The organism is Streptomyces sp. NPDC086777 (assembly GCF_040702065.1).
Lineage (GTDB): Bacteria > Actinomycetota > Actinomycetes > Streptomycetales > Streptomycetaceae > Streptomyces.
In genome coordinates this window covers 38,517-55,993 of record NZ_JBFBJI010000054.1, presented here as the reverse complement: position 1 = coordinate 55,993, position 17,477 = coordinate 38,517, and the positions used below count along the sequence as shown (strand labels likewise).

The following is a 17,477-nucleotide window of genomic DNA, read 5'->3' as shown; positions in this document are numbered from 1 at the left end:
GGCGCGGGGAACTGCGCGGGTGACCTCCCCGCTATCGCGCCCCGCGCGCCGTCGTCACGGTGAACTGGGCGCCGTCCGGATCCCGCAGGATCGCCTCGGTGTCCTCCTCGCTCAGCACACTGCCGCCGTGTTTCTCGGCGATCCTGGCGCAGGCCGCCACGTCGGTCACCGCGAAGTGGATCTGCCAGTGCGGCCGTACCGACGGATCGGGGGCCGCCTCCACCGCCCCGGAGTCGATACGGGCCACGGCCTCACCGCGGCTGCGCAGCACCACCTCGCCGCCCTCGTACTCGACCTCGCAGCAGCCCTGTTTGTCCGAGGCCCAGCCGAGGACCTCGCCGTAGAAGATCGCCGAGTCGAAGGCGTTGCGGGTGTGCAGGCGGATGAAGGTCGGCGCGGCCTGCCGCCAGGTCTCCCAGTTGGAGACCAGTTCCCCCTCCCAGATGCCGAAGACCGCGCCGTCCCGGTCGGCGATCAGGGCCGCCCGGCCGGGTGGGAAGGACAGCGGCCCCACCGCGGGGGTGCCGCCGCGCTCCCGGGCCCGGGCCACCGCCTCGTCCGCGTCGGGCACCGCGAAGTACGGCGTCCAGGCCACCGCCATCTGCCACATCGCGGCGACCGCGGCGATGCCCGCCACCGGCACCCCGTCCGCCAGCGCGATCCGGAAGTGGTCGCCGAGCCTGACGCTGCGCCATCGCCAGCCGAGCACGGCGCTGTAGAAGTCCTCGGTCGTCTGCAGGTCGCGGCTGGTCAGGCTCACCCAGCACGGAGCACCGAAGACCGAGTGCGTGGAGACCACCGGCCGCTTCTTCGGCGTCGGTCCGGTCTGCGTGGGTCCGGTCTGCGCGGGTCCTGGGGGAGGCGTGTCGTCGTTCATGGCACTCGCGTCCTGGTGTCGGGGCCGGCGGGGCGACCGGTCTGCCACCAGTCTCCAACCGGAAGCGGTCGCAGTGCCTGCCGAGTACCCCGGTGGCGCGGAGCCAGACGGGTGACACGATGGGTGGATGGGCGAGAGCGAGCCGGACCGGATCCTCCGTCTGCAGGAGGAGGTCGACCAGCTCAAGGAGGCCGTCGCCTCCCATGCCGTCGTGGACCAGGCCATCGGGATGGTCGTCGCGCTCGGCCGGGTGACGCCCGACCAGGGCTGGCAGGTGCTCAAGGAGGTCTCCCAGCACACCAACATCAAGCTGCGCAACGTCGCGGACCTGATCCTGGTCTGGGGGCGCACCGGCGACATGCCCGCCGAGATCCGGGTGGAGCTGGCAGAGGCCATCGAGCGGTACGGCCCCACCCAGATCCCCGGCGCGCCGCCCACCGCGTGACCCTCAGCCGGCCTCGGCCATGAGCTCCTCGCGCAGTCGGTCGAAGCAGGCGCTGAGCAGGCGGGACACGTGCATCTGCGAGATGCCCAGCTGCTCGGCGATCCGGCTCTGCGTCATACCGCGGAAGAACCGCAGATAGAGGATGAGCCGGTCGCGCTCGGGCAGGCCCTGGAGGCAGGGCTGCGCGGCCGCGCGCTCGACGATCAGGTCGTAGCCGGGCTCCGGGGCGCCCAGGGTGTCGCCGAGCGCGTAGCCGTCGCCGCCGGGCACCTCGGCGTCCAGCGACAGCGCCGAGTAGCACTCCAGGGCTTCCGTCCCGGTCCGCACCTCCTCCTCGGTGAGCTGGGCCAGGGCGGCGATCTCCGCCACGGTGGGCGGGCGACCGGGGGTCGTCTGGTCGAGCTCCCTGAGGGCGGCCCGGACGCGGTTGCGCAGCTCCTGGACCCGGCGCGGCACGTGCAGGGTCCACATGTGGTCCCTGAAGTGGCGCTTGATCTCGCCGGTGATGGTCGGCACGGCGTACGCCTCGAAGGCCCGGCCGCGCGCCGGATCGTAGTGGTCGACGGCCTTCACCAGCCCCAGCGCCGCGACCTGGTAGAGATCCTCCAGGGTCTCCCCCCGGCCGCGGAAGCGTACGGCGATCCGTTCGGCCATGGGCAGCCACAGCTCGACCAGTTCGTCCCGCAGCGCCCGGCGCTCCGGGCCGTCGGGGAGTTCGACGAGCCGTACGAAGGCCCGGGCCGTGTCCGGGGCGTCGTCGTGAGGATGGGACCTGGATGTACAGGTGGCACGCATCGGGCGCACCTCCCTCGGCGGATGCTGGTGTTCGGACACCGTGGGAGGAACGCGCTCGGACCCTGGAGAGGACACGGGGGCGGCCGGCGCAATCCGGCTCCCACGCACGTGCCTCCGGTCCGAAGCACTGACCTACGGATGCCCTGAACGGCGTATAGAGAAACAATTAGGACGAAAAGGTGAGATAGCTCTCATTCTTCGGATGGCCGCGCCGGCGGACCTCCCGCCGGATCCTCCTTTGACCATCCCTTGAGGGAGATACCTCTGTAGCAGAGGTAATCTTCGGATGTGGAATCGGAGACCCTTCCGGAGGAACTGGCCGACGCGTTGGTCGGCATCCAGCGGCTGATCCGCCGCAGACTGCGGCGCGGGCTCACCCGGCCGCGGCTGCGCGGCGCCCAGGTGGAGCTGCTGCGCCTGGTCGAGTCCCGGCCGGGGATCGGCATCTCGGACGCCGCCAAGGAGCTGTACCTGGCGAGCAACTCGGTGTCGACGCTGGTCAACCAGCTCGTCACGGACGGCTTCCTGCGCCGGGAGACCGACCCGGCCGACCGCCGGGCCGCCCGGCTGCTGCTCACCGACGACGCCGAGAAGCGACTCGCCGACTGGCACCGCCGCCGCGCGGAACTCGTCGCCGGTCATGTCACCCGACTGGACGAGGCGGACCAGGAGGCGCTCAGGGCGGCGCTTCCCGCGCTGCGCAGGCTGGCCGACACGCTGCACGAGGAGACCGGGGAATCATGACAACGGACACCGCCGCAGTCGCCTGCACCGGACTCTCCTACTCCTTCGGGGAGACCAGGGCCGTCGACGGGCTCGACCTCGACGTCGGCGAGGGTGAGGTCTTCGGCCTGCTGGGTCCCAACGGCGCCGGCAAGACCACCGCCATCCGCTGCATCACCACCCTGCTGCCCGTCCCGGCCGGCATGGTCCGCGTCTTCGGCCATGACACCGGCCGGGAGCGGATGGCCGTACGGCGGCTGCTCGGGTACGTCCCGCAGCAGCTGTCCGCCGACAGCGGGCTCACCGGACGCGAGAACGTCGAGCTGTTCGCACGCGTCTTCGACGTCCCGCGGCGCGAGCGCGCCCCGCGGGTCGCCGAGGCGCTCGCGGCCGTCGACCTCACCGACGCCGCCGACCGGCTCGCCGGCACCTACTCCGGCGGCATGGTCCGCCGCCTCGAACTGGCCCAGGCCCTGGTCAGCGCGCCCCGGCTGCTGATCCTGGACGAACCGACCATCGGCCTCGACCCGATCGCCCGCACCAGCGTGTGGGACCAGATCAACTCCGTACGCGCGGCGACCGGCATGACCGTCCTGGTCACCACCCACTACATGGACGAGGCCGACCAGCACTGCGACCGGGTCGGCCTGATGCACCGCGGCCGCATCCGCGCCCTCGGCACCCCCGCCGACCTCAGGCGCGGCCTCGCCGAACGCCAGGGCACCGACGCCCTGCCCACCCTCGAAGACGTCTTCCGCGACGTGGCCGGCAGCGGCCTCGACGACCGGTCAGGAGGTTTCCGCGATGTCCGAAGCACCCGCCGCACCGCGAACCGTGTCGGCTGAGCGCACGGGCACGTCCCTGCTCCTGACCCCGCCCCAGCCGCGCTCCGGCTGGCGGCTGCTGCCCGCCCGGGTCTTCGCCATGTGCGCGGTGGAGCTGCAGAAGCTCCGCCACGACCGCACCGAGCTCTACACCCGTGCGATCCAGCCCGCGCTCTGGCTGCTGATCTTCGGCCAGACCTTCACCCGGATACGGGCGATACCCACCGGCGGCATCCCCTACATCGACTACCTCGCGCCCGGCATCATCGCCCAGTCCGCGATGTTCATCGCGATCTTCTACGGCATCCAGATCATCTGGGAGCGTGACGCGGGCATCCTCAACAAGCTCCTGGTCACCCCCACCCCGCGTTCGGCGCTCATCACCGGCAAGGCCTTCGCGGCCGGCGTGAAGTCCCTCATCCAGGCCGTCGTGGTGATCGTCATCGCCGCGATCCTCGGTGTCTCGCTCACCTGGAACCCGCTGAAGCTCCTCGGCGTCGCCCTGGCCGTCGTCCTGGCCTCGGCGTTCTTCTCCTGCCTGTCGATGAGCATCGCCGGCATCGTCCTCAGCCGCGACCGGCTGATGGGCATCGGCCAGGCGATCACCATGCCGCTGTTCTTCGGCTCCAACGCCCTCTATCCCGTGGCGATCATGCCGGGCTGGCTCCAGGTGGTCAGCAAGATCAACCCGCTGAGCTACCAGGTCGACGCGCTGCGCGGCCTGCTGCTCGGCACCCCCGCCCACCTGGGCCTCGACTTCGCCGTACTGGCGGTCGCCGCCGCCCTCGGCATCACCGCGGCCTCCTCGCTGCTCGGCCGCCTGGCCCGCTGAGCCGGCCACGGCGCCGGGTACGGCGCCGGGTACGCCGACGTGATGTGCGGCACGCGCCCGCGACCCGCCCCGGACCCCGGGGCGGGATAACCGCTGCGCAACGCTTGATCAGCGATCAAAGCGGGCGAACCCCCTGGCCACAGCGCATTCCACTCATTTGACAGTGCGCTGAGCACACAGATAAACAGCGGGGGTCGAGAGGGGCACTGTGTACGAGCCGAACGTGGTCGGGGACTGGCACGAGTACGACGAGCATGCCGGTCTGCGGGTCCGCGTCCACCGCCTGGAGGAGTCCGAGCCGCCGCGCGGCCGGGACGACGCCGCGGCCGGGCTGACGTACTTCAGTGCCCGGGTGACCATCGAGAACCGCGGCTCCCGCCACTTCGGCGTCCAGCTGGAGGACGGCCAGATCGACGTCCGGGTCGGCCCCGACGGCGAGGGCGCGTTCATCGACTGGCGCAACTCCCAGTTCATCGAGGGCTTCGACGTCTACCCGCTGCGCCGCGCGACCGCCGTCCTCTACGCCGCGGCCCCGGAGGCCGCCCTGACCCAGGTGGACATCCAGGTCCACCTGCGCGTCGACGAGGAGTGGACGGAACGCCGCCTGTGGGCGGGCGGCATCGGCGTCCTGGAGGCGACCAACGCCGCGGCCTGCCAGACCGCAGGACCGGGCAGCCTGTCCCACCAGGTGACAGCCTTCCTCAAGGACCAGACAGAGCCCGGCCCCACCACTCCCTGAGGACAACGCGCCCTGTCGGGGGCGCGGGGAGCTGCGCGCCCGGCCCCCACGGCGCCGCAGCCGAACGACGGCACGTGCCCGGCGCCACCGGCGGAGCGCCTAGTGGGGGATGCCGTCGATGATCTCCCGGGCCCCCTGCCGCAGCAGCGCCACCGCGACCGACGTGCCGAGGGTGGCCGGGTCGAGTCGGCCCGCCCACTCGTGGGCGTTCAGCCGGGTCTTGCCGTCCGGGGTGAACACGCAGGCACGCAGCGACAGTTCGCCGCCGCCGTCGACCCGGGCGTAGCCGGCGATCGGGCTGTTGCAGTGGCCCTGCAGCACGTGCAGGAACATCCGCTCCGCGGTGGCCTCCCGGTGGGTGGCCGGGTCACCGAGCCCGCTCACCGCGTCGATCAGATCGGAGTCGCCCTCCCGGCACTGCAGGGCGAGGATGCCCGCGCCGATGGGCGGCATCATCGTCTCCGGGTCCAGCACCTCGGTGATCACGTCCGTGCGGTCGATCCGGACCAGCCCCGACATCGCCACCAGCAGCGCGTCGGCCTCGCCGGCGGCCAGCTTCTCCAGCCGCCGGTTGACGTTGCCCCGGAAGGGCACGCACTCCAGATGCGGGTGGGTGGCCGCCAGCTGGGCGATCCGGCGGACCGCGGAGGTGCCGATCCGGGTGCCCGGCGGCAGCTCGTCCAGGGTCAGCCCGCCCGGATGGACGAGGGCGTCGCGGATGTCGTCCCGCTTCAGGAACGCCGCGAACACCGTCCCGGCGGGCAGCGGCCGGTCCGCGGGCACGTCCTTCACACAGTGCACGGCGAGATCGGCCGCACCGGCCAGCAGCGCGGCGTCCACCTCCTTGGTGAACGCCCCCTTGCCCTCCACCAGGGACAGGTCGCCCAGCCACTTGTCGCCGGTCGTCTTCACCGGTACGACCTCGGTGCGCACCTGCGGATACAGCGCGGCCAACTCGGCCCGGACACGGGACACCTGGGCGAGCGCCATCGGCGAGTCGCGGGAGACGATACGGATCAACTCGGGTACCGGCATGGGGACACGATAGACCTTCCCGCCCGCCGTCGGTTCCGACATCGTGTCGGCCGCCGCGGTCCGGTCCCCGTGCGCGGACCGCCCGGCCGTCAGTCCGTGTCCTGCGGCAGATCCGCCGCCGACTCCTCCGGCGCGAGGTCCGGGCGCAGCCGGAGCCAGGACGGCTGACGCAGCAGCCCGGCCCGGGTCCGGGTGCTGTAGCTGACCTCGCCGACCAGCCGGGGCACCACCCAGCGGGCGCCCGGGACCGGCGGCACCGGCTCGAACGGGCACGCGTCGGTACCGGCCGCCCGCAGCAGCGCGGCCAGTTCGGCCCGCTCCGCCGTACTCCAGCCGGTGCCCACCCCGCCGACGTACCGCAGCCGCCCGTCGGCGGACCGCTGGCCGACCAGCACCGCGCCCGGCAGCCCGGCCAGCCGCCCCTTGCCCGGCAGCCAGCCGCCGACGACCACGTCCTCGGCGCGCAGGTTCCGGATCTTGATCCAGGCGCGGGACCGCACCCCCGGCTCGTACACCGAGTCGAGCCGCTTGCAGACCAGGCCCTCCAGACCGTGCTCCCGGGTCGCCCGCAGCGCCTCGGCGCCGTGCCCCACGACGGCCCTCGGCGTCGACCAGTGCGGCCCCTCCAGGGAGAGGGACTCCAGGCGCGCCCGGCGGTCCGCGTACGCCATGGTGAGCAGCGGGTCCGACAGCAGCAGTGCGTCGAACAGCACCAGGTGGACCGGGATCCGGGCCGCCATCCGGGCCGCCCTGGCCGGGGCGTGGGCCAGGCCCATCCGGCTCTGCAGCAACTGGAAGTCGGCGCGCCCGTGCTCGTCCACGGCCAGCACCTCGCCGTCCAGCACCGCCGGGGTCCGGCCCAGGGCCTTGGCCAGCGGGTGCAGCTCGGGATAGGCGGCGGTGATCTCCTCGCCGGACCGGGCCCGCAGCAGCAGGCTGCCGTCGCCGGGCAGGTAGAGGACCGCCCGCTGGCCGTCCTGCTTGGTCTCGTAGGCCCACCGGGTGTCCTGGGCGGCGGGCGGCAGCCGGCCGGGAGTGGCCAGCATGGGCGGGATCACGGGGAGGGCGGTCACGCAGGAGATGTGAACCCGGCACGGCCGCCGCACGCGCCCTGCGGAGCCGGTTCCCCCGAACAGGCCTCCGTTCCGGCGGTTCTCCCGTGACCACGGCCGGTGACCCGGCGGGCGGGGCGGGCCGTCCGCCGGGGGAGCGGGCCGCCCCGCCGCGTCACTGTCCGCGGCTCAGTGCACGGACTCGGCCGTGGGCGCCGCCGGGGCCGGGGCGGCCTCCGTGTCCGCCGGGCGGCGGCCCGGCAGGAAGGAGGCGAGGACGAAGGCCAGGACGGCCGCGCCCGCGCCGATCGCCATGACCACCTTGAAGCCGTTCTCGGAGGGCAGAGTGGTGCCGCCGAGGCTGATGGTCAGCTGGGCCAGGATCACCCCGGCGACGGCGCTGGCCACCGACGTGCCGATGGACCGCATCAGGGTGTTGAGGCTGTTCGCGGCGGCCGTCTCCGACGCCGGGACCGCGCCCATGATCAGCGCGGGCATCGCACCGTACGCGAAGCCGACACCCGCGCCGATGACGCAGGAGACCAGGATCAGGTGCCAGACCTCGGACATCAGGACGATGTTGAGACCGTAGCCCGCGGCGACGATCACCGCGCCGGTCATGAGCGTGACCTTCGGCCCCCTGGCCTTGGTGACGGCGGCCGAGATCGGCGCGAAGGCCATCATGACCAGGCCCTGGGGTGCCATCACCAGGCCGACCGTCAGCATCGACCTGCCCAGGCCGTAGCCCGTCCGGGTCGGCAGCTGGAGCAGCTGCGGGAGCACCAGGGACATCGCGAACATCGAGAAGCCGAAGGCGATCGAGGCGAGGTTGGTGAACAGGACCTGCCGGCGGACCGTGGTGCGCAGGTCGACAAGCGGCCGGTCGGTGCGCAGTTCGAAGACGCCCCAGGCGAGCAGGACGACGACGGTGAGCGCGAACAGGCCGAGCGTGGTGCCGCTCGCCCAGCCCCAGTCGGCACCCTTGGAGACGGCGAGCAGCAGCGAGACCAGGCCGACCGCGAGGCCCAGCGCGCCGACCGCGTCGAAGCGGCCGCCCGAGCGCACCCGGGACTCCGGCACCAGCAGCAGGACCAGCGCGAACGCGACCACACCGAGGGCGGCGGAGGTCCAGAACAGCACGTGCCAGTCGTAGTGGTCCGCGATGAACGCCGCGGCCGGCAGGCCGAGCGCGCCGCCGACGCCCAGTGAGGCACTCATCAGCGCCGTCGAGCCCGCGAGCCGCTCCGGCGGAAGTTCGTCGCGCATGATGCTGATGCCGAGCGGGACCACGGCGGCCGCGAGGCCCTGGAGGCTGCGGCCGACGATCATCGGGACCAGCGTGTCGCTCAGCGCGGCCACCACCGAGCCGGAGACCAGCAGCACCAGGCTGACCAGCAGCATCAGCCGCTTGCCGAGCATGTCGCCGAGCCGGCCGGCCACCGGGGTGGCCACGGCGGCGGCGAGCAGGGTTGCCGTCACCGCCCAGGCCGCGTCGGACGCGGAGGCGTGCAGGTACGTCGGCAGCTCCGGGACGATCGGGATCACCAGGGTCTGCATCAGCGAGACGGTGATACCGGACAGGGCCAGCACCGCCACCACGGCGTTCGGTCTCGGCTGTGACGCTCTCGCCGACCCGGCGGTCTGGACAGGGGTTTCGGACATGGGACTGGGCCTCCGTGGGCGGACATGGTGCGATCGGACATTATTTAAGTCAGTCGCTTGACTTAGCTTACTGGCGGGGTGTTTCCGCACTCCGCGGCCCTGCCGCGTAGGCTTCTTCGGCTGGACCCCGCCGCTTCGGGCGGGGCCCCGGTGCGGCTCGCGGGACCGGCCGGTCGGGGTGGCGGCCGGTCCCGGAGCGGTGGTGGGCATGGCGGGCAGGACGGCGCGGGCGGACCAGGCCAGCGCGACGCGGGAGGCCATCCTGGACGCGGCGGAGCGGCTCTTCGCCGAGCAGGGCGTGTACGCCGTCTCCAACCGCCAGGTCAGCGAGGCCGCCGGCCAGGGCAACAACGCGGCCGTCGGCTACCACTTCGGCACCAAGGCCGACCTGGTCCGCGCCGTCGCCGCCCGGCACTTCGACCGGATCGAGGAGATCCGGGTCCGCCTGCTGGCCGAGACCGGCGACTCCGACGACATCCGCGACCGCGTGGACTGCCTGGTCCGCCCGATCACCGAGCACCTCGCGAGCCTGGGCAGCCCCACCTGGTACGCCCGCTTCTGCGCCCAGGTCATGACCGACCCCGCCCTCTACGACATCATGGTCGAGGAGTCCCTGACCTCCCCGTCGCTGCGCCGGGCCGTCGACGCGCTGAACCGGCGGCTGCCGGAACTGCCCGCCGAGGTCCGGGCCGAACGCGGCCTGATGGCAAGGACGTTGATCCTGCACACCTGCGCCGAGCGGGAGCGCGCCCTCGCCGAGGGCACCGCCACTGCGCGCGCCACCTGGAGCGACGCGGCCACCGGGCTCGCCGACGCGCTCCTCGGGCTGTGGCTGGCGCCCGTCTCCGTCACGCGTCGAAGGTGACGACGACCTTCTCCGCGGCCCCCGGCGTCAGCGCCAGCTCGAAGGCGCGGTGGACGTCGGCGAACGGGACACGGTGGCTGATCAGCTTCGCGAACCGGTCCTGGTGCTCGACCAGTTCGGGCGTGACCTCGAAGATCTCCGTCGGGTAGCCCTGCGAGGCGACCAGGGTCAGCTCGCTGCGCAGCATGCCGCCGAGGTCGATCTCGCCCTTCTTCTGCACGGCGACCATGACCAGCCTGGCGTGCCACTTGGCGTTGGCCACCACGGTGTCGAAAACCGCCGGGGCGCCGGCCGCGTCGATGAAGACGTCGGTGCCCGGGCGGGGCTGGCCCAGCGCGTTGGCGCTCCGTCCGTGCAGCTCGGTCAGGCGCGCGGTGACATCCTCCTCCGCGGAGTCGATCACGGCGTCCGCGCCCACCGCCAGCGCCTTCTCCAGCCGGGCCGGGATCACGTCGGCGACGACGACGTGCCCGACCCCTCGCAGCTTCAGCCAGATCGCCGCGCCCAGCCCGATCGGCCCGGCGCCGAAGACGACCACCTTGTCGTCCGGCGCGGCCTGGGAGCGGTTGACCGCGTGCCGGGACACCGCCATCGGTTCGTTCAGGGCGGCCACCTCGAACGGCACGGTGTCCGGGAACACCGCGACACTCCGGCCGACCTCGGCGTTCTCGACCAGCAGGTACTCGCTGAGGGCGCCGTACCGGCCGCCGCAGCCGATGATCCCGGTGAGTGCGTCCTGCGGGTTCACCACCACCCGGTCGCCGACCTTCAGCCCCGTGACCTCGGCGCCGGCCTCGACGATCTCGCCGGCCGGCTCGTGGCCCAGGGCGAGCGGGACCAGGTCGCCGCCCAGGTGGGCGCGGGCGGGCATGCCGCCCATGTGCAGGAAGGCGACGTCGGTGCCGCAGATGCCGCCGGCGCGGATCCTCAGCAGCACGTCCTTCGGACCGGGCACGGGACGCTCGACGTCCACGACCTCGATCCTGCCGACGCCACCGGTCTGTACGGACTTCATCGTGGTCATGGGGAGCTCTCGCTTTCTGGTGGTGCGTGCGCTTTCCGGTGGTGGCGGCCGGTCGGGGCGGTACGGCCGGGGAGATGCCCTCGGGCCGGCCGCCGGACCGGGGGGGGGAGTGGGCCGGCGGCCGGCCCGAGGGCCGCGCCGGCTCCCGTCCCCACGGGGTCCGGCGCCGGGCCCGCCACGGGCAGGCCCTCGGGGCGGCCTCCGCTCAGGACGACCCCGATTACTTGAGTTAGGCAAGCACATGTGGCTTACTTGAGTCAAGCAATCGAATTGCCCGGCGCCTCGAACGAATGGGTCACTCCGTGAACCGCAGCTCGCCCTCGCCTCCCGTGCTCGCCCGTGGCAGCGGACAGCGCCTCCTGGTCGCCGCCGGCGACCTGGATGTCGCCGAACTTCTTACTTCCACACTGGAGTTGGCGGGCTACAGGACCGGTGCGGCGGTCACCGGTACCGATGTGGCGCGGCGGCTCGTGGAGCACCGGTACGACCTGGCCGTCGTCGACGTCGAACTGCCCGGCCTCGACGACCTGGCCCGCGGTGGCCGCCTCAGGCCGGCCTACCGGCCCCCGGTCCTGCTGCTGGCCGCCTGCGAGTCCCTCGCCGGACTGGTCGCCGAACTCGGCGCCGCCGAGCGGGACTACGTCACCAAGCCGGTCCGGATCGCCGAGGTGCTCGCCCGGGTCGAGGTGCTGCTCCGCGGCGTGGGCGGCGGCGCCCGCCGGGGTGGCACGCTGGACCACGCCGACCTGGTCCTGGACGACGGCACCTGCCGGGCCCGCCGGGGTGGCCGTACCCTCGACCTCACGCCCGCCGAGTACCGGCTGCTGCGCCACCTCCTGGTCCACGCCCGCAAGGTGCTGTCCAAGGAGCAGATCGGCCGGCACGTCTGGGGCGAGTACCGGGGCGACAACGCCATCGAGCAGCTGGTCTCCCGGCTCCGGCGCAAGGTCGACCGGAGCGGCCCCGCGCTGATCCACACCAGACGGGGCTTCGGCTACTGGCTGGGGGAGCTGTCGGGGCCCCGGTGACCACTTCGCGATGCGATCCCCGAGCAAATGCCCGGGGTGTGGCGTGACCGGTCCGGTGGGGGCGCCGGCGTGGGGGAGTGGCCGGCGTTCCCGGTGCGCGCGCGATACCGCCCGCAACATCAAGTTCGTTGTCTGATACATGAGTTCGCGATGCCTGTTCGATGTGCGAGTCGCGCCGACGACTCCGTGGTGTGACCTGGGTCACGTCAGCTTGGTGTCAGGGAACTGACCGGAAGTGGTCAGCCCGCTCTGTTTGCATGTGCTCATCCCCCACGCCGAGGAGACTGCGATGGCCGACCCCCTGACCGGCACCGGACCCGCCGCGTCCGCACCGGTCCCCGAGTTCCCGATGCCCCGGGCCACGGGCTGCCCCTTCGACCCGCCCCCGGCCCTGACCACCGCCCAGCAGGAAGGCCCCCTCACCAGGGTCCGGCTCTGGGACGGCAAGGACTACTGGCTGCTCACCCGGTACGCCGACCAGCGTGCCGTGCTGCTCGACTCCCGGGTCAGCGCCGACCTCACCAGCCCCGGATATCCGCTGCAGGCCCCCAGCAACGGCAAGAACACCATCAGCTTCATCCTCATGGACGACCCCGAGCACGCCCGGCTGCGCCGCATGGTCACCGCACCCTTCGCGATCAAGCGCGTCGAGGCGCTGCGCCCGGCCGTGCAGAAGATCGTTGACGACCTGATCGACGAGATGCTCGCCGGCCCCGCACCCGTCGACCTCGTCGAGGCGTTCGCGCTCCCGGTGCCCTCGCTCGTCATCTGCGCACTGCTCGGAGTGCCCTACGCCGACCACGACTTCTTCCAGCAGAACAGCAAGATCCTCATCAGGCGGGACGCGGCCATGGCGGACCGCATGGCCGCCCACGGCAGGCTGATCGGCTATCTCGACGAGCTCATGGGCGAGAAGACGACGCACCCCGGCGACGACCTGCTCTCCGGCCTCGTTGCCCGGGTGGAGTCGGGGGAACTGACCCGCACCGACGCCGCGCAGATGGGCGTCCTGCTGCTGCTCGCCGGGCACGAGACCACCGCCAACATGATCGCCCTCGGCACCCTCGCCCTCCTCGAACACCCGGAGCAGCTCGCCCTGTTGCGGGACACCGACGACCCGAGGCTGATCGCCTCGGCGGTGGAGGAACTGCTCCGCTACCTGAGCATCGTGCACGGCGGCCGGCGCCGGGCGGTCCTGGCCGACATCGAGGTCGCCGGACAGGTGATCCGGGCCGGGGAGGGCGTGATCATGCCGAACGACGTCGCCAACCGCGACCCCGGTGCCTTCCCCGACCCCGACCGCCTCGACCTCACCCGCGACGCCCGCCGCCATGTCGCCTTCGGCTTCGGCGTCCACCAGTGCCTGGGCCAGCCGCTCGCCCGGATGGAACTGCAGGTCGTGTACGGCACCCTCTACCGCCGCGTCCCCGGCCTCAGGCTCGCCGCCCGCATCGGTGAACTGCCCTTCAAGCACGACGGATCCGTCTACGGGGTCTACGAACTCCCGGTCAGCTGGTGACCACACCCCCACGCACGGCCCCCACACGGCAAGGAGAACACCATGCATGTCGAACTGGACGAACCGAAGTGCGTCGCATCCGGGCAGTGCGTCCTCGCCGCCCCCGAGGTGTTCGACCAGCGGGACGAGGACGGCATCGCCTTCGTCCTGGACGCGAAACCCGCCGGGGACACCCTCGACGCCGTCCGTGAGGCCGTGGCGATCTGCCCGGCCGCCGCGATCCGGCTGGTCGGGGAGTGAACCGGATCGCGGTCGTCGGCGCGTCCGCGGCCGGACTCGCGGCGGCCGAGACGCTCCGCCGCGAGGGCTACCACGGCACGCTGACCCTCGTCGGCGACGAGCCCCGCACCCCGTACGACCGGCCCCCGCTGTCCAAGCAGGTGCTGTCGGCCGAATGGGCGCCGGACCGGGTGGCACTGCGGGCGCCGGACGAACTCGACTCCCTGGGGCTGGACCTGCGGCTCGGGGTGGCGGCGAGCGCGCTGGACGTGGCGGACCGTACGGTGCGTCTGGCCGACGGCTCGGCGGTGCCCTACGACGGGCTGGTCGTGGCCACGGGGGTGCGGCCGCGCCGGCTGCCCGGGGAGGGTGCGCACGTGCTGCGCACCCTCGACGACGCGCTCACCCTGCGGGAGCGGCTCGGGCCGGGCCGGCGGCTGGTGGTGGTCGGCGCCGGTTTCCTCGGCACCGAGGCGGCCGCCGTCGCCCGGCGGCTGGGTGCCCGGGTGACCCTCCTGGAACCGGCACCGGTGCCGCTCGCGCACGTGGTCGGTGAGGAGGTGGGCCGGGTGCTGTCCAGGGCCCATCTGGAGCGGGGCGTGGACCTGCGGACCGGGGTCGCGGTGCACGAGGTGACCGATGACGGGGTGCGGCTCGCCGGCGGGGAGGAGATCGAGGCCGACGAGGTGCTGGTCGCGATCGGCTCGCTGCCCAACGTCGAGTGGCTGGCCGGCAGCGGACTGACGGTGGCCGACGGGGTCGTCTGCGACGAGTACTGCGAGGCCGCGCCGGGGGTGTACGCGGCGGGCGATGTCGCCCGCTGGCACAACCCGCTGTTCGGGGTCCCGATGCGGATCGAGCACCGGACGAACGCGGCGGAGCAGGGGATGGCCGCGGCCCGCAACCTCCTCGACCCGGAGGCCCGCAAGGCGTTCGCGCCGGTGCCGTACTTCTGGTCCGACCAGTACGGGATGCGGATCCAGGCGTACGGGTATCTGCGCGGGCACGACGAAGTGCGGGTCGTGGAGGGGGATTTGAGGGAGGGGCGGTTCGTCGCCGGGTACCGGAGGGGCAAGCGGCTGGTCGGGGTGCTCGGGGTGGGGGTGCCGCCGAAGGTGCTGCGGGGGTGGCGGCAGGCGGTCGCCGTGGGAGCGGGGTAGGGGGAGGCCGGGGGGTGAGGGTGGGTGCGGCGGTGGGCGGCCCGCGGGTGGTCGGTGGCCGGTCGCGCAGTTCCCCGCGCCCCTATCGGGGCGCCAGGCTGACCGTGTTCGCAGCGACCACCGTTCCTATCCCCACCCATTCCGGCACCCCCAGCCCCTGCCCCAGCACCACCCACCCGACCGCCGCCGCGAGGACCGGGTTGACGCTCATGAACAGGCCGAAGGTCTGGGGCGGGACCCTGCGCAGGGTCAGCAGGTCGGCCAGGTACGGCACCGCCGACGACAGCACACCCGCCGCGACCGCGCAGAGCAGCGCACCGGCCGTCGGCGGGTGCCTTACCGCCACCACGATGCCGATCGGCAGGAACGTCAGCGCCGACACGCTCGCCGCCGCGGCCGGGCCCTGCGCACCCGGTATCCGGCGGCCGACCACCCGGTTGAGCAGGATGTACGACGCCCAGCAGCCCGCGGCGACCAGGCCCAGGGCCATCCCCGCGTAGTCCGTGGACGGCTGCGGGCGCATCAGGACGACCACGCCCGCCGCCGCCAGCACGGCGCACCCCGCGTCCAGGCGGCGGCGGGACGCGGCGAGGGCGATGGCGAGCGGGCCCAGGAACTCCAGGGTGACCGCGAGGCCCAGGCCGACCCGGTCGATGGCGGTGTAGAGGGTCAGGTTCATCGTGCCGAAGACCCCCGCCAGCAGCAGCACCGGCCACCACTGCCGCCAGGTGAAGGCGCGCAGGCGCGGCCGGCCGACGGCCACCAGGACGAGTGCGGCCACGTACTGCCGTACCGCCACCACCCCGAGCGGGCCGAGGACCGGGAAGGCGAGGGCGCCGACGGCCGCGCCGGTCTGGTTGGACAGTCCGCTGCCGAACATGACCGCCACGCCGGAGAGCCGGTGCGGGGCGGCGGGCCGGACCGCGGGGCAGGGGAGCGGGCGTTCGAGGGCTCGTCGTCGCATGGCAGGAGAGTCCGGCCGGCCGGCGCTTGCGCAAAATGCATGCGTGCCCGGATCTATACGCTGGGCGTATGAACGAGGTCGAGCTGCGGCAGCTGCGCTGTCTCGTCGCCATCGTCGACGAGGGCACCTTCACCGACGCCGCGATCGCCCTCGGGGTGTCCCAGGCGGCAGTCTCGCGCACCCTGGCCGGCCTCGAACGGGTCCTGGGCGTGCGGCTGTTGCGGCGGACCTCGCGCGAGGTGACGCCGACGGCGGCCGGGACGCGAGTGGTGGAGCGGGCCCGGCGGGTGCTGGCGGACGTGGCCGACCTGGTGCAGGAGGCCGCCGCCGGGCCGTCCCGGCTGCGGATCGGATACGCCTGGTCGGCGGTGGGGCGGCACACCGTGGCCTTCCAGCGCGGCTGGACCGCCGCGCACCCCGGGACCGAACTGCATCTGGTCCGCGTGAACACGGCCTCCGCCGGTCTCGGCGAAGGGGCCTGTGACCTGGCCGTCCTGCGGCGGCCGCTGGAGGACCGGCGGTTCGACTCGGCCGTCGTCGGACTGGAGCGGCGGCTGTGCGCGCTGGCCGCCGACGATCCGCTGGCCCGGCGCAGGACCGTACGGCTGGCGGACCTCACCGGCCGGGTCCTCCTGGTCGACCGGCGTACCGGCACCACCACCCCGGAGCTGTGGCCGGCACCGTCGCGGCCGGTCGTCGAGGAGACGCACGACGTCGACGACTGGCTCACCGCCATCGGGGCCGGCCGCGCGGTCGGCGTGACCGCCGAGTCGACCGCCAACCAGTACCCGCGGCCCGGGATCGTCTACCGGCCGGTCCGGGACGCCGCACCCGTCGCCGTCCGCCTGGCCTGGTGGCGGGACGACCCGCACCCCGCCCACCAGGCCGTTCTCGAACTGCTCAGCGACCTGTACCGCGGCGGCTGACCGCGCCGGGAGAGGAAGCGTTCCGGCAATACGGCAGACAAAATTGTTGACAATCTTGTTTGGCTAGATTTACGTTCGACAGGCACTCACTCAGGGAGGGCGCAATGCCGAAGGAAGCCCGTCCGAGCACCGGAGAGCAGGCCAAGCAGCACGCGTTCACGCTGCTGCGGCAGGCGATCCTGCACGGCGAGATGGCCCCGGCCCAGCGGCTGGTGGAGAACGAGCTCGCCGAGGAGTTCGGTGTGACACGGGCCAGCATCCGTGCGGCGCTGATCGATCTGGAGGCGCAGGGACTGGTCGAGCGGATCCGCAACCGCGGTTCGCGGGTGCGGGTGGTGACCGTGGAGGAAGCGGTCGCCATCACGGAGTGCCGCATGGCCCTGGAGGGACTCTGCGCGGCCAAGGCGGCCGTCGCGGCCAGCGACGAGCAGCTCGCCGACCTCGCGGACCTCGGTACGGCCATGACCAAGGCCGTCGCCGACGGCGAACCGGTCACCTACTCCGAGCTCAACCAGGAACTCCACGCCAGGATCCGGACGATCTCCGGCCAGCAGACCGCCGTGGAACTGCTGGAGCGGCTCAACGCCCAACTGGTGCGGCACCGATTCCAGCTGGCGCTGCGCCCGGGGCGTCCGCAGCACTCCCTGAGCGAGCACCTGGCGATGATCGAGGCGATCAGGGCCAGGGACCCGCAGGCGGCCGAGGCGGCCGTCCGCGCCCACCTCACGAGCGTGATCGAAGCACTGCGCGACTGAGCACGCCCGGGGCCGGGTGGGCGCACCCCTGTC

19 protein-coding genes are annotated in these 17,477 nt (G+C 73.0%); 12 read left to right on the top strand and 7 right to left on the bottom strand.

All coding sequences use genetic code 11. From position 1 onward, the window contains the following. Positions 1 to 31: 31 nt before the first annotated feature. Positions 32 to 877: a VOC family protein gene (locus AB0472_RS42065; RefSeq protein WP_366364659.1), complete on the bottom strand. Its 846-nt coding sequence runs from the start codon at positions 875 to 877 to the stop codon at positions 32 to 34. A 127-nt stretch (positions 878 to 1,004) separates the two neighbouring features. Between AB0472_RS42065 and AB0472_RS42060 the strand changes: the two genes are divergently transcribed. Beyond that, positions 1,005 to 1,322 carry an ANTAR domain-containing protein gene (locus AB0472_RS42060; RefSeq protein WP_366364658.1) on the top strand — a complete coding sequence of 106 codons (318 nt, stop codon included), beginning with the start codon at positions 1,005 to 1,007 and terminating at the stop codon, positions 1,320 to 1,322. 3 nt (positions 1,323 to 1,325) lie between these two features. On the opposite strand, the gene AB0472_RS42055 is transcribed toward AB0472_RS42060, so the two are convergent. Further along, complete coding sequence (locus tag AB0472_RS42055) at positions 1,326 to 2,117, bottom strand: RNA polymerase sigma factor SigF (protein ID WP_366364657.1); 792 nt, start codon at positions 2,115 to 2,117, stop codon at positions 1,326 to 1,328. A 288-nt stretch (positions 2,118 to 2,405) separates the two neighbouring features. On the opposite strand from AB0472_RS42055, the gene AB0472_RS42050 reads away from it, so the two are divergent. The 4 genes from AB0472_RS42050 (at position 2,406) to AB0472_RS42035 (ending at position 5,235) form a co-directional block, all read left to right on the top strand. Beyond that, positions 2,406 to 2,861 (top strand): MarR family transcriptional regulator, encoded by a 456-nt coding sequence (locus AB0472_RS42050; RefSeq protein WP_366364656.1) that lies wholly within the window; start codon positions 2,406 to 2,408, stop codon positions 2,859 to 2,861. Beyond that, the gene (locus tag AB0472_RS42045; RefSeq protein WP_366364655.1) at positions 2,858 to 3,685 is read left to right on the top strand and encodes an ATP-binding cassette domain-containing protein; all 828 of its coding nucleotides are present in this window, start codon (positions 2,858 to 2,860) and stop codon (positions 3,683 to 3,685) included. Before AB0472_RS42050 ends, AB0472_RS42045 begins: the two co-directional genes overlap by 4 nt. After that, complete coding sequence (locus AB0472_RS42040; protein ID WP_366364654.1) at positions 3,645 to 4,496, top strand: ABC transporter permease; 852 nt, start codon at positions 3,645 to 3,647, stop codon at positions 4,494 to 4,496. Before AB0472_RS42045 ends, AB0472_RS42040 begins: the two co-directional genes overlap by 41 nt. 208 nt (positions 4,497 to 4,704) lie before the next feature. Beyond that, positions 4,705 to 5,235: a hypothetical protein gene (locus tag AB0472_RS42035; protein ID WP_366364653.1), complete on the top strand. Its 531-nt coding sequence runs from the start codon at positions 4,705 to 4,707 to the stop codon at positions 5,233 to 5,235. A 99-nt stretch (positions 5,236 to 5,334) separates the two neighbouring features. Here the strand turns inward: AB0472_RS42035 and hemC are convergent, their stop codons facing one another. The 3 genes from hemC to AB0472_RS42020 form a co-directional block, all read right to left on the bottom strand. Next, positions 5,335 to 6,270: a hydroxymethylbilane synthase gene (hemC, locus tag AB0472_RS42030; RefSeq protein WP_366364652.1), complete on the bottom strand. Its 936-nt coding sequence runs from the start codon at positions 6,268 to 6,270 to the stop codon at positions 5,335 to 5,337. Positions 6,271 to 6,359: 89 nt separating this feature from the next. After that, positions 6,360 to 7,316 (bottom strand): ATP-dependent DNA ligase, encoded by a 957-nt coding sequence (locus AB0472_RS42025; RefSeq protein WP_366364661.1) that lies wholly within the window; start codon positions 7,314 to 7,316, stop codon positions 6,360 to 6,362. A 195-nt stretch (positions 7,317 to 7,511) separates the two neighbouring features. Beyond that, positions 7,512 to 8,984: an MFS transporter gene (locus AB0472_RS42020; RefSeq protein WP_366364651.1), complete on the bottom strand. Its 1,473-nt coding sequence runs from the start codon at positions 8,982 to 8,984 to the stop codon at positions 7,512 to 7,514. 208 nt (positions 8,985 to 9,192) lie between these two features. On the opposite strand from AB0472_RS42020, the gene AB0472_RS42015 reads away from it, so the two are divergent. Further along, the gene (locus tag AB0472_RS42015) at positions 9,193 to 9,849 is read left to right on the top strand and encodes a TetR family transcriptional regulator (RefSeq protein ID WP_366364650.1); all 657 of its coding nucleotides are present in this window, start codon (positions 9,193 to 9,195) and stop codon (positions 9,847 to 9,849) included. On the opposite strand, the gene AB0472_RS42010 is transcribed toward AB0472_RS42015, so the two are convergent. Beyond that, positions 9,833 to 10,873 (bottom strand): zinc-binding dehydrogenase, encoded by a 1,041-nt coding sequence (locus AB0472_RS42010; protein ID WP_366364649.1) that lies wholly within the window; start codon positions 10,871 to 10,873, stop codon positions 9,833 to 9,835. The genes AB0472_RS42015 and AB0472_RS42010 overlap by 17 nt on opposite strands. A gap of 290 nt (positions 10,874 to 11,163) precedes the next feature. On the opposite strand from AB0472_RS42010, the gene AB0472_RS42005 reads away from it, so the two are divergent. The 4 genes from AB0472_RS42005 to AB0472_RS41990 all read left to right on the top strand — a co-directional run bounded on the left by AB0472_RS42005 (position 11,164) and on the right by AB0472_RS41990 (position 14,799). Further along, positions 11,164 to 11,901 carry a response regulator transcription factor gene (locus AB0472_RS42005; RefSeq protein WP_366364648.1) on the top strand — a complete coding sequence of 246 codons (738 nt, stop codon included), beginning with the start codon at positions 11,164 to 11,166 and terminating at the stop codon, positions 11,899 to 11,901. Positions 11,902 to 12,190: 289 nt separating this feature from the next. Further along, a complete protein-coding gene (locus AB0472_RS42000; protein ID WP_366364647.1) occupies positions 12,191 to 13,420 on the top strand; it encodes a cytochrome P450 in 1,230 nt (409 codons plus the stop codon). A 42-nt stretch (positions 13,421 to 13,462) separates the two neighbouring features. Continuing rightward, entirely contained in the window at positions 13,463 to 13,660 is a 198-nt protein-coding gene (locus tag AB0472_RS41995; RefSeq protein WP_366364646.1) for a ferredoxin, read from the top strand. After that, positions 13,657 to 14,799, top strand: a complete 1,143-nt coding sequence (locus AB0472_RS41990; protein ID WP_366364645.1) for an FAD-dependent oxidoreductase — start codon at positions 13,657 to 13,659, stop codon at positions 14,797 to 14,799. Before AB0472_RS41995 ends, AB0472_RS41990 begins: the two co-directional genes overlap by 4 nt. Positions 14,800 to 14,881: 82 nt before the next feature. Here AB0472_RS41990 and AB0472_RS41985 read toward each other — a convergent pair whose 3' ends face one another. Continuing rightward, complete coding sequence (locus tag AB0472_RS41985) at positions 14,882 to 15,763, bottom strand: EamA family transporter (RefSeq protein WP_366364644.1); 882 nt, start codon at positions 15,761 to 15,763, stop codon at positions 14,882 to 14,884. Between the two features lie 68 nt (positions 15,764 to 15,831). On the opposite strand from AB0472_RS41985, the gene AB0472_RS41980 reads away from it, so the two are divergent. Beyond that, entirely contained in the window at positions 15,832 to 16,689 is an 858-nt protein-coding gene (locus AB0472_RS41980; protein WP_366364643.1) for a LysR family transcriptional regulator, read from the top strand. Between the two features lie 104 nt (positions 16,690 to 16,793). Then, the gene (locus AB0472_RS41975; protein WP_366364642.1) at positions 16,794 to 17,444 is read left to right on the top strand and encodes a GntR family transcriptional regulator; all 651 of its coding nucleotides are present in this window, start codon (positions 16,794 to 16,796) and stop codon (positions 17,442 to 17,444) included. The last annotated feature ends 33 nt before the right edge of the window (positions 17,445 to 17,477 follow it).